The sequence below is a fragment of the Tatumella terrea genome, assembly GCF_039523755.1.
GTDB classification, from domain to species: Bacteria; Pseudomonadota; Gammaproteobacteria; order Enterobacterales; family Enterobacteriaceae; genus Tatumella; species Tatumella terrea.
The window spans coordinates 13,005-25,249 of record NZ_BAAAFX010000027.1; the positions used below are offsets into that span (position 1 = coordinate 13,005).

Genomic DNA, 12,245 nt, shown 5'->3' on the forward strand with positions numbered 1-12,245 from the left:
CAGCCACCGCGCTACACTGCCTGACACTGAATATATGTTTTGAATAATGAGGGTCGGGGATGGAACAGACGGTCAGGACATTAGCGCAGAAAAAACATATCGCCCTGGTGGCTCATGATAACTGCAAATTATCGTTGCTGGAGTGGGTAAAAGCGAACCAGCAGTCACTTGCCCTGCACAGCCTGTATGCTACAGGGACCACCGGCAACCTGATTAATGCCCACTGCGGCCTGCAGGTAAATCCGCTGTTAAGCGGTCCGTTAGGCGGCGATCAGCAGGTCGGAGCAATGATCGCAGAAGGAAAAGTGGATATGCTGATTTTCTTCTGGGATCCGCTGAACGCAGTTCCCCATGATCCGGATGTCAAAGCACTGTTACGGCTGGCGACCGTCTGGAATATCCCGGTCGCGACTAACCGTTCTACCGCCGATTTTATTATTCACTCGCCGCTTTATACTCAGAATGTGGAGATTGCGATCCCTGATTACCCGCGTTATATGGCCGAACGGCTTCAGGAACCGCTGTTGAAAGATCAGTAATCGCTCAGGGTTTCCTCACCCGCGGAACCCCGAGTTTTGCCAGTTCTTCCACGAAATCTGAAGGCGCCGCTTTGTCATACAATAACCAGAGCTGCTTTCTCGCCCGGGTCATTGCGACATAGGCGAGCCTTCGTTCCTCCGCATCCGGAAAGCTTTCCGTTTCCGGTAACAGCCCCTGCTCTATCACCGATTCCGGGGTACGGGCCGGAAAGCCGTCACTGCCGTCGCTTAGTCCGGTGACTATCACATAGTCGGCTTCCTTACCCTTGCTGGCATGGAATGTCATAAATGATAAGTTCAGCCGGGGCCACCGGGTTGAGGCAATATCCAGCAGCGCCGGACGGAGATAGTGATAACGGCCGAGGATCAGGATGCTTTCATCCTGTTCCGCATAGCCGCTCATTTTATTCACCAGCGCTTCCAGTTGTTCTTCCGGCAGCAATGCAATCGACTTTTTGTTGCCCTTATCCTGACTATTCAGTGTCTTTTTCAGCTGTGCAGGATTCTGCTGTACAAAACGATTCGCCACATCCCCGATGCGCTGACTGAAACGATAGGTCTGATCCAGCACACAGACATCCCCGTCACCAAAGATGCCATGAAAACGGGTTGTCAGGTCGATCTCCGCCCCGGCAAAGCGATAAATAGCCTGCCAGTCATCCCCGACCACAAACAATCCGGTGCGCTTATTTTGTTTTCTGAGTGCATGAAGCAGGCCGGCGCGCTGGACCGAGATATCCTGAAACTCGTCCACCAGGATATATTTCCACGGGCTGATAAATCGGCCTTTTTCCAGCAAGGCGATGGCCTGGCGGATCAGTCCGGAAAAATCGACCGCATCTTCCTCTTTAAGATGTTGTTTCCATGCTTTCAGCAAGGGGGCCAGCAGCCTGAGCCGTTTACCGAACAGCGTGCGGATAGCCTCCGGGGCTTCCTCCGTCATTACGGACTGGGAACCCCCGTGGGTTCTTACCAGCGACACCCAGTGTTCCAGACGCCCCGCCAGACGGTTAACTAATCGTTTATCGTTCCAGAACTCTGTGTCAGCACATTCCCAGCCCAGTTCGTCTTCAATCCACTGTCGCCAGCCATTCGCAAACGATTTTTTCTGTGAGCATTGCTGCTGCCAGGTGTCTGTCAGTAACTGACGACGTAACGCGGCGTCACTCTCCAGAGCACTGATTTTTGGCGGCTTATTACTGCTCTGTTGAATAATATGCAGGGCCAGTGCGTGGAACGTCCTGGCCGTCATCCCGGTTTCACCGGTACATTTCTGTACACGCTGATCCATCTCCTTTGCGGCCTCCCGCCCAAAGGAGAGCAGCAATACCTGTTCGGCGGTGGCGTATTTACGGCGTAATAACCAGGCGGCGCGGGCGGCAAGCACCGATGTTTTACCGCTCCCTGCCCCGGCGAGGACCAGTACCTGATCTTCACCATTGATGACGGCACGGCATTGGGACGGATTCAGCGGACTGGATTCCACGGTCGCAAAAAAATCCTGATAACGTTCGAGTATCTGCTCCGTCCATTGCCGGTTACGCACGGTACGCTGCTGCTCTGCAGAAGTCAGCCAGTTCTGACAAAAGGACCAGTGCGGACGACAGGATTCAAATTCCGCAATCCGTTGGGCCGGCAGAGGTAAGGCCGCGAACCGGCCTTCTATTTTTTCACGTACGCCGGAGATATCCGCACGGGTCAGCCAGCTATCCCGTTGCAGCAAGCTGAGTAATTCCTGGTGCAGTGTACTCAATACCTGGCAGCAGACCCTGGCCATCTCTTCGCTCCATTGCTGCCAGGCATTGGCAAGATGCTGGTAAAACTGCTGGGTTTCCTGCCATTCAGTCCCGTGCAGTCGTACCACCTGGTCATCCGGAAGCTGAAATTCGAGTTCTCCCCATACCATCCCTCGTTTACACTGAATACCCAGTAACTGGTTAAAAGGGATGATATATTCATGACGATCGCCGCTGACTTCCACTCCTGCCGGTAGCAGACGCACCCGATTGTAAGGATGCTGAGCCAGCCGTTTACCCATTGAGGTTGCTTTAAGTTCCATGCATCACGCCATTATCTGAGTTATTGCTTTTAAGCAGTTTAACTGCGAGACCTTTAGTGCTCCAGACAAAAAACAGGTTACAATTCTGTAACTGTGCCATGAAGACTCACGGAGATATATTTAATGAGAGCCGTACTGAATATCCTGAATTTCGTTCTGGGGGGATTTGCGACCACCCTGGCCTGGTTATTTGCCACTCTGGTTACCATTGTCTTAATTTTTACGCTGCCCCTGACCCGCTCCTGCTGGGAAATTACCCGCTTATCCCTGCTACCTTTCGGTAATGAAGCCGTTCATGTGGATACACTCCGCCCGGAGAACAGAAATCACCTGCGTAATACTGGCGGTACGTTACTGAACGTTTTCTGGTTTATCTTTTTCGGCTGGTGGCTTTGCCTGGCCCATATTTCTGCCGGTATCCTCCAGTGTGTGACCATTATCGGGATCCCTGTCGGCATTGCGAATTTTAAAATTGCAGCCATTGCTTTATGGCCTGTTGGTCGCAGAGTCGTTTCTGTCGAGGAAGCGAAATTTGCGCGTGAAAACGCGGTCCGTGCCGGTCGCTGAGGATAACGGTAATAATGAATTTCGGATCTGACCTGCTGAACAGCTGGCACACATTTTTAATGAATAAATTATGGCGGGATCCGGCGAGGATATTTCTTGCGATGACCGGTTGCGTGATCCTTTCCTGGTCATTACAAAATATCACCTGGACCATTCCGTTAATTCTGGGGGTCGTCGCCGCTGCACTGGCAGACATTGATGACCGGCTGACCGGCCGTCTGCGTAATATGCTGATCACGCTGGTTTGCTTTTGTATCGCGACGGTCTCGGTCGAAATTCTGTTCCCTTATCCGCCACTGTTTATGATTGGCCTTGCACTCTCCAGCTGGGTATTCACCCTGCTGGGTGCCCTGGGGCAACGCTATGCCACCATCTCCTTCGGCGCGCTGTTGATTGCTATCTATACCATGCTGGGGATCCATCTGTTCTCCGACTGGTATATTCAGCCGGTATTATTGCTGGCAGGTGCACTCTGGTACAATGTTCTGACGCTGATCATGCACCTGTTGTTTCCGGTACAGCCTGTGCAGCAGCAACTCGCAGCCACTTACACTCAGCTGGCCGGCTATCTTGATACCAAGGCTAATCTGTTCGACCCCGATACCGGCGACAGTGACGAACCGTCATTGATCGATGCCGCACTGGCGAACAGCCAGCTGGTATCACAGTTTAATATCACCAAAACCGCCATACAAAGCCGTCTGAATGGCGAACGCGCGGCACGTAATAGCCGCCGTTCTCTGCTCTATTATTTTGCTGCCCAGGAAATTCATGAACGTGCAAATTCATCCCACGTTCAGTATCACCAGCTGCGTAATGAATGGCGGTACAGCGAAATCTTATTTCGCTTCCAGCGACTATTGCATATGCAGGCTAACGCCTGCCGGCAGATTGCACATTCAGTGACCCTGAAAAAACCGTACCAGCATGAACACCGCTTCGAACGGACTTTTTTCCATCTGGAACAGGCACTGAACCGTCTTAAGGCCCAGTATCCGCAGGACCCCAATACCCGTGCTCTGCAATGGTTACTCCGTAATCTTAAAGCGATAGATGATCAGTTGCTTTCCATCGCGTCGGAACAGGTCCTGAATAACCAGTGGCTGAATAGCGACACCCACCTGTCTCAGGAAGGGCTGACCGGCTGGCAGGATATCCGTGTCAGGTTCAGCCGTCATTTAAGCCCGAAATCGTCGCTGTTCCGGCATGCGGTCAGAGTATCAGTGGTTCTCTGCGTGGGCTATGCCCTTATTCAGCTGGCCGGACTGGAACGGGGATACTGGATATTACTGACCAGCCTGTTTGTTTGTCAGCCGAACTATAATGCCACCAAAAAACGGCTTGCCCTGCGTATCATGGGGACGCTGGCCGGGATCATCATCGGTCTGCCGGTCCTCTGGCTGGTCCCTTCGATTCCCGGGGTACTGATCCTGATCGTGGTATCCGGGGTGCTGTTTTTTGTTTTCCGTCAGGTACAATATGCACAGGCTACCCTGTTTATCACCTTGCTGGCGTTACTGAGCTTCAACCTGCTGGGCGAAGGGTTTGATGTTGCCCTGCCGAGGATCGTTGATACTCTGCTTGGCTGCGCCCTGGCCTGGATGGCCGTGGCCTGGATATTTCCGGACTGGCGCTATCGTCAATTACCGGCAGTGGCAGATAAAGCGATGGCGGCCAATGCCCGCTATCTGTCAGCAATTGCCGACCAGTACCATCAGGGTAAGGACAACAGTATGTCATACCGGATAGCGCGCCGGGAGGCACACAACGCCGATGCGGAGTTAGCTCTGGTGATTTCCGGCATGAATGACCCGACGGTCAGCCCTGACCCGGGGAAAGACCCTGGCTTTCGCATCTCTTGTCTCAATCACAGCCTGCTAAGCTACCTGTCTGCATTAGGTGCACACAGGGAGAAAACAGAACAAAGTGATTTTTTACACCTGATGGATGATGCTGTCAGACTGACCCGGGATACTTTGCAGAGTGATTCTGCAAACATGCAGAATACGCTGGACACACTGCATGCACTCATTGCAGAAATTAAGAGTATTGAAGCCAGTTCTGACAGCAGAGAACCCGTCATTCTTCAGCAGATGGGCCTGGTACTGACACTCCTTCCGGAGCTGGTCTCTGTCAGAGAAGAGATAAGCCGCCTTTAGAGGTCATTATTGCGCTTACAGGCTGAACGGGCGGTAGTCTGCTCAAACTGCAGATACCAGTGCTTCAGCTCTTCTTTTACCCCGGCGGACAGCACCTCCTGGTGCTGTCCGAAGATGGCCCCCTGCAGCGCATACAGTGTTTTTAATCCCAGATATTTATTCTTTTTTCTGAGCAACGTCCAGCTCTGTCTGGCCCCTGTCGCACGCAGGTGACTGACCGAAGTAATCCCCGCCTCCTTCAACAGAATTTCCAGCCGTGCACTCAGGTTAGGCAGATCTTTCAACCGCTGCCGGCTAAGCTGTGACTCTCTGAGAGCTCTGGCTTCCTTCAGGGAGCTGTGTGATAACTCCAGTAAAGCCTCTGATTGCTGCCATAGCAGGGGATCAACCTTATAGTAATTCAGGCTGACACATTGCCCCCGCTTGTGAAAGATAAAGGGCTGCAGTCGTCTGTGCTGCAGATAACTTTGCATTTTTTCACTGGCACGGAGATAAAGATCCCCTTCACTGACCAGAGCAAAAACCACCTTCTCCACCGATAACGAGTATCCACCGAACTGTGTGCGGGACTCGATTTTACCGAGCGCTGACAGCTGTTTCTTTGATTCTTCAATGCATTGGCCTGATGTTTTCATCGTTAACCTCCCTTGTTCCGGCAATAGCATAGCTGTTAATAAAATAATATTTATCAACATGTTAGAAGTTAAACAAAACCGATTACCAGTTCAATGAATAAATGCCGCTCTGACGGGCCAGTTTTAGTTTCTGCGATCTGTTTTCAGAAAAATGGTTGATCTTTATGCATGGTCGTAATACTGTATATCTATACAGTTAATTGCGGATGGTTAAAATTATGCATACTCAGCGACTGACAGCGAAAACCTTTAAGGTGCATCATCACCCGGCACAGACTTCGTATACCCGCGGTTGTATCAGTGAATTAAGTTATCAGGGACAAAACCCTGCCCTGCTGAATATGCTGCTGTTTCCGTTACTCAAACAACTGGGTGAGCAGTCACGCTGGCAGTTATGGTTAACCCCCGCACATAAACTGAGCCGTCACTGGCTTCAGCAAGCCGGGTTACCGCTGGAAAAAAGTATGCAGGTCGCTTCGACTGAACGTATCAGCAGCGTCAATGCCATGATTAAAGCGCTACGTTCGGGGAATTTCAGTGTGGTGATCGCCTGGCTTCCGGAAGGTTTAAGCGACGCTGAACGACAGGAACTCGAGCAGGCGGCAATAGAGGGTCATACTCTGGGATTGATCATGCGTGAAGAAAATACCTTTGATTCTCCCGGCAGACAGGAAAATCGATTGAAAATTCATTCGCCCTTACTACATTAATCTTATTTAAGATTATTCTCATAAAAAATAAGCGGCAGATTATTACATAAGCCAGGTGACTCACCATTCCAGAGCCAGCAATGGGTTACCTTAGATTTCAGTTGTCATCCGGACCGGGAGTTCAGTTTCAATTGTAAGTAAATGTGTTCAAATTACTGTTTTTTTACTGTACAACATCATATCTTACTTGTAACTTTCTAATCTCGTTGTAGACTTTACGTCGCCAGGGTGCTCAATAATCTCCTTTTTTGGCAGAGTACAAATCGAGCGAAATAACCCGGCGAAGGATTACAACCAAGAGCAACATTTTTGCTCATTGCCTATTTTGGATGATAACGAGGCGCAAAATGAAAAAGACAGCTATCGCAATTGCAGTGGCACTGGCAGGTTTCGCTACCGTAGCGCAGGCCGCACCAAAAGATAACACCTGGTACACTGGTGCTAAACTGGGTTGGTCCCAGTACCACGACACCGGTTTCTACGGTAACAACTACCACGTCTCTAACGACCCGCATGAAAACCAGCTGGGCGCAGGCGCCTATGCAGGTTACCAGGTTAACCAATACCTGGGCTTCGAGGGTGGTTATGACTGGTTAGGTCGTATGCCTTACAATGGTTCTAACCACGGTGCTTTCAAAGCGCAGGGCGTACAGCTGGCTGCTAAACTGAGCTACCCACTGACCGACGATCTGGACGTGTACACCCGTCTGGGCGGCATGGTATGGCGTGCAGATAGCAAAGATTTCGTCAACGGTAACTCCGACCACGATACCGGTGTTTCTCCACTGGCAGCCGTTGGTGTTGAATATGCTCTGACCAAAAACTGGGCAACCCGTCTGGATTACCAGTGGGTTAACAACATCGGTGATGCAGGTACCGTGGGTGCGCGTCCTGATAACGCCACTCTGAGCGTAGGTGTTGCTTACCGTTTCGGTCAGGATGATGTTGCTGCTCCGGCACCAGCTCCGGCACCAGCTCCGGCTCCGGTTGTTGAAACCAAGCACTTCACTCTGAAATCAGACGTGCTGTTCAACTTCAACAAATCCACTCTGAAAGCAAGCGGCCAGCAAGCGCTGGATCAGCTGTACACTCAGCTGAGCTCACTGGATCCTAAAGACGGCTCTGTCGTTGTTCTGGGCTTCACTGACCGTATCGGTTCTGCTAAATACAACCTGAAACTGTCTCAGCAACGTGCACAGTCTGTTGTGAACTACCTGGTGTCTAAAGGTATTCCTTCAAACAAAATCTCTGCACAGGGCATGGGTAAAGCTGATCCTGTTACCGGCAACACCTGTGACAACGTGAAAGGCCGCGCAGCACTGATCCAGTGTCTGGGTCCGGATCGTCGCGTAGAGATCGAAGTTAAAGGTATCAAAGACGTTGTTACTCAGCCTCAGGGCTAAGTTAACCACGTAATAAAAAACCCCGCGAATGCGGGGTTTTTTTTGCCCTTCTGCTTTTGCCCCCGCGCGATATCACTGCGCGAACTGCGGTTATTTTTTCTCAGGCTGCCCCAGAATAGACTCCAGGTCATGTTTCAGCGATGACATCTGACTGGCGTATTTTTCCTTACGCTCGGCATCTTCAATTAACTGAACGATGGTTTCAGATAACGTACTGTGACGGCGCCGGGCCAGTCCTGCCAGACGTTGCCAGACCAGATATTCAAGGTCTATCGACTTTTTACGGGTATGCTGATGTTCTGCATTGAAATGGCGCTTACGCCGTGCACGGATAGTCTGTTTCATCCGGTTCACTAACCCGGGATTCATATGCTGGTCAATCCACTGGTTAATATCTTCCGGCTGATGTTCAAAAGAGATAAGCCACCGCACGGCCTCCTGTGCCGCACTGTGCTCCGGATACCGGGTGATGGCTTCCCCTTCCCGATGCTTTTTCACCAGGTAGGCCCATTTCCAGCCGGACTCCAGATTTTCAAGTTGCAGATATTTCATCGGGATCTCATCATCTTCAGGTCACCGATTAAGAATAACAGTTTTTCGGGTTGCTGTAGTAAGGATTAATTATGCGGGTCACCGGAGCCGGTCGCTGTATGCCGCACTGTTTCATCCCCTTATTTTCTGTATAATCGATGGTTTATTAACTCCGGATAAATGCGATAACTTTGATCAGAACTCAACTCCCCTGGCAAGCCTTGCAGCCAGATACTTCCCGTTATCAGTCTGCCTTCACACAGTCTGTCCCGGATGAAGGTGATATCCTGTCATCCCTTCAGCCGCGATTAATGAATGCGCTGGCTTATCTGGCATGCAAACCACGTTCACCGGTACTGATAATCCGCAGTCAGGAAAATAGTGATTACCTGTCCTCTATTGCGCAGGCCTATCTGTCGGTTGATGAATCTGCTCAGGAAGCACGGGGATGGAATTATCGTTCTCAGACGGCAGGCCAGTATACCCTTACCCCGGCCCCCCCCGATACTGCCACCTTCAGACAGCAGCCCGGGGTGCATTACGCGGAGTGGATTGAAAGTGCCCAATTGTTTGGTGTCGTCCGCGGCACGCACGGTCACTGGACTCCGGAACCCGGTTTACTGCATGAAGCCAATGGTGGTGCGTTGATCCTTTCCGTGCGTACCTTAATTGCACAGCCACTGATGTGGTTGCGACTGAAAAAATTTATCTCCCGGGGATACTTCGAGTGGCTTTCCCCGGATGATAAATATCCGTTGCCCGTCTCACTGCCGGCAATACCTCTGAAGGTAAAACTGATCCTCTGCGGTGACCGGGATGCGCTGGCTGATTTCGGCGACGAGGAGCCGGAATTTCTGGAAGATGCGCTTTACACGGAATTTGAGGGGCAGTGGCGCATCAATGACGATCAGGATATGGCTCTCTGGTGTGAAGGTGTCAGAGAGGTGGCATTACGTGAAGGGCTTCCTGCGCTGTCCGACGATGCCTGGCCATTACTTATCGGGGAAGGTTGTCGCTATACCGGTGACCAGACATTATTACCCCTTTGTCCGCGCTGGATAAGCCGGCAGTTAACTGCTGCCTTCACTTATGGCGGCGAAATAACAGCACAGAGCCTGCAAGGAGCTCAGGAAGAAAGTCTGTGGCGCGAAAGCTACCTGCCGGAAAGAATGCTGGAAGAAATCGGTGAGCAACAGATTCTGATTGAGACCAGTGGCGAAGTCATCGGTCAGGTCAATGGCCTGTCTGTGCTGGACTTCCCGGGGCACCCCCGCCCCTGGGGTGAACCTTCACGTATTACCTGTGTCGTGCACTATGGTGATGGTGAAGTTATGGACATTGAGCGTAAAGCGGAGCTGGGGGGCAATCTGCATGCGAAAGGGATGATGATAATCCAGGCCTATCTGATTGCAGAACTGGAGCTCGAACAGCAACTCCCCTTCAGCGCGTCGATGGTATTTGAACAATCTTATTCTGAGGTGGATGGCGATAGTGCTTCACTGGCGGAACTTTGTGCCCTCATCAGTGCCTTATCCCGGCAACCGATTTCACAATCCATCGCGGTGACGGGGTCGGTTGACCAGTTCGGTAATGTTCAACCGGTGGGCGGTCTGAACGAGAAGATTGAAGGATTCTTTGCTGTCTGTGCACAACGTGAACTGACCGGTGAACAAGGGGTGATCATTCCGCAAAGTAATGTCCGTCATCTTTCACTGAGCCAGGACGTTGTTGATGCCGTTAAAGCAGGTCAGTTTCATCTGTGGGCGATTGACCGTGCGGATGATGCGGTGGCTATCCTGACCGGCAAAGAGTGGCGCACGGAAGAAGAAACAGATGATCTGTTATCTCTCGTTCAGGAGCGGATTGCCCGGGCGACCCTGCCCGAACCACGACCACGCAGCGGCTTATTTCGCTGGCTGAACTGGTTCAACCAGAACTAATCGGACTTGCTCAGCGTACAGCTGTACGCTATTCTCCGTCATTCATAAATTTAAGGTTAGAAAACTGACATGGTAGAAAAACGCGAATCCTATACTAAAGAAGATCTTGCTGCCTCCGGACGCGGTGAGTTATTTGGCGAGAATGGTCCTCCATTACCTGCCGGTAATATGCTGATGATGGATCGGGTCATCAAAATGTCTGAAACAGGCGGTAATTACGACAAAGGTTTCGTTGAAGCTGAGTTAGATATTACTCCGGACTTATGGTTCTTTGCCTGCCATTTTGTCAATGACCCTGTGATGCCAGGCTGCCTGGGACTGGATGCCATGTGGCAGTTAGTCGGATTTTATCTGGGCTGGCTGGGTGCCGAAGGTAAAGGCCGCGCTCTGGGTGTCGGTGAAGTTAAATTCACGGGTCAGGTATTACCTACCGCGAAGAAAGTGACCTATAAAATTCATTTCAAGCGCGTTATCAACCGTAAGCTGGTGATGGGCGTTGCAGATGGTGAAGTTTTTGTCGATGGCAAACTCATCTATACTGCCAGCGATCTGAAAGTCGGCCTGTTCAAAGATACCGGCGCATTCTGATAAACCCGCTTTATCAGAATAAAGGGGCCTGAGGGCTAATGCCGATCGTTTAAGATAACCTGATCGATCCAGTGTATGATGTAAAAAGGGTTCATGTTCAACATGGACCCTTTTTAAATGGAACTTTCACCCTCACCGGGCATGAATCCATCTCACCGCTTCTGATGAAGTACAGCTTCTTGCAAATCTTCTCCCTGCTGAGCTGATTCCGCTGGCACTTCCTTTTACCGATACTACCACGCTCCACACACGGAAATGACCTCTTGAGTCCATGGTATGGCTGGTCACCGGCATGGCAGCCTTCTCCCTGATTTAACCCGGCCATTATCCGTCGACGATGATCATCAATATCATTAACAAGGTACAGCGTCTTGATGACACGCTCAGCCTCCTCGCCAGCGCTTATGGACGGGTACTCCTGAGCAGGGAAAGGGAACGAAAGTGAGAAGAGTAAGTCAGGGCCTGAAAACCAGAATATCCTCTTCAAAACAATGCCGTTCACTTAAAGTGACCGCTATCAGCCTGAGGGACATTTTCTGTCTCTTCAGGGCCATGTTCGTCCTTCTGGCTGCAAGGTCCTGCAGCGGACCACTCTCAGTAAAGTGACGTAAGGCAGACAATCATCTGCTGAGTTCCGGAATACGCTGTCATCAGAGTGTCATGTTTATCGGGTATTAAAAGAAGGTGTTACCAGGGGGCATGGGGAATACTACGGGTATGATTGTTTTCACCAGGGCTCCGGCCAGCATGCAGAAGCCCTGGTTTTCTCAGGTCCTCAGGGTTAAGCAAATACTGAGCGTTCGGACATGGCTAGCCGCCATCCTCCGAGCCAATGGGAGCGCGTATCGGTCGTCTGGTAAGGACAGTTCTCCTTTGGACGTCCGGTAATCCCGGCCTGATAGCCGCGTGAATGTGCACGATCTAAGCGGTCTCTTTTTTGTCTCTTCATACCTGCTTTCCCTCATTTCGATTAAGGTGGGACGGGATAGAAAGAATTGTGGTCAATTAATGTGCAACCACCCCCTATTTCTACCGTCTCAGGCAGAAAAGATCAATCTCAAATATCGGCTTCAATTGCGGGAATTTCGCATTGCGTTTTGCGTATTGCTGCTAA

General features: G+C 51.0%; 11 protein-coding genes. 7 read left to right on the forward strand and 4 right to left on the reverse strand.

The features are described from left to right. Positions 1-59: 59 nt before the first annotated feature. On the forward strand, positions 60-539 hold the full coding sequence (locus ABD035_RS17435; protein WP_212712186.1) for a methylglyoxal synthase: 480 nt from the start codon (positions 60-62) through the stop codon (positions 537-539). A 4-nt stretch (positions 540-543) separates the two neighbouring features. Here ABD035_RS17435 and helD read toward each other — a convergent pair whose 3' ends face one another. After that, complete coding sequence (helD, locus tag ABD035_RS17440; RefSeq protein WP_343871364.1) at positions 544-2,598, reverse strand: DNA helicase IV; 2,055 nt, start codon at positions 2,596-2,598, stop codon at positions 544-546. Between the two features lie 123 nt (positions 2,599-2,721). Here helD and ABD035_RS17445 point away from each other — a divergent pair, with 123 nt between their 5' ends. Together ABD035_RS17445 and yccS are read left to right on the forward strand one after the other, a co-directional pair. Beyond that, a complete protein-coding gene (locus tag ABD035_RS17445) occupies positions 2,722-3,165 on the forward strand; it encodes a YccF domain-containing protein (RefSeq protein ID WP_212712184.1) in 444 nt (147 codons plus the stop codon). Between the two features lie 14 nt (positions 3,166-3,179). Then, a complete protein-coding gene (gene yccS, locus ABD035_RS17450) occupies positions 3,180-5,324 on the forward strand; it encodes a YccS family putative transporter (protein WP_212712183.1) in 2,145 nt (714 codons plus the stop codon). Here the strand turns inward: yccS and ABD035_RS17455 are convergent. Continuing rightward, positions 5,321-5,959, reverse strand: coding sequence for a TfoX/Sxy family DNA transformation protein (locus tag ABD035_RS17455; protein WP_343871365.1), 639 nt, complete (start codon positions 5,957-5,959; stop codon positions 5,321-5,323). The two genes, yccS and ABD035_RS17455, sit on opposite strands and share 4 nt — an antisense overlap. 218 nt (positions 5,960-6,177) lie before the next feature. On the opposite strand from ABD035_RS17455, the gene sulA reads away from it, so the two are divergent. Then, complete coding sequence (gene sulA / locus ABD035_RS17460) at positions 6,178-6,669, forward strand: SOS-induced cell division inhibitor SulA (RefSeq protein WP_212712181.1); 492 nt, start codon at positions 6,178-6,180, stop codon at positions 6,667-6,669. Positions 6,670-7,016: 347 nt separating this feature from the next. Then, positions 7,017-8,072, forward strand: a complete 1,056-nt coding sequence (ompA, locus tag ABD035_RS17465) for a porin OmpA (RefSeq protein ID WP_343871367.1) — start codon at positions 7,017-7,019, stop codon at positions 8,070-8,072. A 90-nt stretch (positions 8,073-8,162) separates the two neighbouring features. Here the strand turns inward: ompA and matP are convergent, their stop codons facing one another. After that, entirely contained in the window at positions 8,163-8,624 is a 462-nt protein-coding gene (gene matP, locus ABD035_RS17470) for a macrodomain Ter protein MatP (protein ID WP_212713820.1), read from the reverse strand. A gap of 170 nt (positions 8,625-8,794) precedes the next feature. Here matP and ABD035_RS17475 point away from each other — a divergent pair, with 170 nt between their 5' ends. Together ABD035_RS17475 and fabA are read left to right on the forward strand one after the other, a co-directional pair. Continuing rightward, on the forward strand, positions 8,795-10,543 hold the full coding sequence (locus tag ABD035_RS17475) for an AAA family ATPase (protein WP_343871369.1): 1,749 nt from the start codon (positions 8,795-8,797) through the stop codon (positions 10,541-10,543). Positions 10,544-10,612: 69 nt separating this feature from the next. Beyond that, on the forward strand, positions 10,613-11,131 hold the full coding sequence (gene fabA / locus ABD035_RS17480; protein ID WP_025902821.1) for a bifunctional 3-hydroxydecanoyl-ACP dehydratase/trans-2-decenoyl-ACP isomerase: 519 nt from the start codon (positions 10,613-10,615) through the stop codon (positions 11,129-11,131). A gap of 781 nt (positions 11,132-11,912) precedes the next feature. Here the strand turns inward: fabA and rmf are convergent. Next, positions 11,913-12,080 carry a ribosome modulation factor gene (rmf, locus tag ABD035_RS17485; protein WP_212713822.1) on the reverse strand — a complete coding sequence of 56 codons (168 nt, stop codon included), beginning with the start codon at positions 12,078-12,080 and terminating at the stop codon, positions 11,913-11,915. Positions 12,081-12,245: the final 165 nt, after the last annotated feature.

Excerpts from the sequence above, each read along its gene's own strand:
- ABD035_RS17435 (WP_212712186.1), top strand. The coding sequence starts at position 60 with ATGGAACAGACGGTCAGGACATTAGCGCAGAAAAAACATATCGCCCTG.
- helD (WP_343871364.1), bottom strand. The coding sequence starts at position 2,598 with ATGGAACTTAAAGCAACCTCAATGGGTAAACGGCTGGCTCAGCATCCT.
- ABD035_RS17445 (WP_212712184.1), top strand. The coding sequence starts at position 2,722 with ATGAGAGCCGTACTGAATATCCTGAATTTCGTTCTGGGGGGATTTGCG.
- yccS (WP_212712183.1), top strand. The coding sequence starts at position 3,180 with ATGAATTTCGGATCTGACCTGCTGAACAGCTGGCACACATTTTTAATG.
- ABD035_RS17455 (WP_343871365.1), bottom strand. The coding sequence starts at position 5,959 with ATGAAAACATCAGGCCAATGCATTGAAGAATCAAAGAAACAGCTGTCA.
- sulA (WP_212712181.1), top strand. The coding sequence starts at position 6,178 with ATGCATACTCAGCGACTGACAGCGAAAACCTTTAAGGTGCATCATCAC.
- ompA (WP_343871367.1), top strand. The coding sequence starts at position 7,017 with ATGAAAAAGACAGCTATCGCAATTGCAGTGGCACTGGCAGGTTTCGCT.
- matP (WP_212713820.1), bottom strand. The coding sequence starts at position 8,624 with ATGAAATATCTGCAACTTGAAAATCTGGAGTCCGGCTGGAAATGGGCC.
- fabA (WP_025902821.1), top strand. The coding sequence starts at position 10,613 with ATGGTAGAAAAACGCGAATCCTATACTAAAGAAGATCTTGCTGCCTCC.
- rmf (WP_212713822.1), bottom strand. The coding sequence starts at position 12,080 with ATGAAGAGACAAAAAAGAGACCGCTTAGATCGTGCACATTCACGCGGC.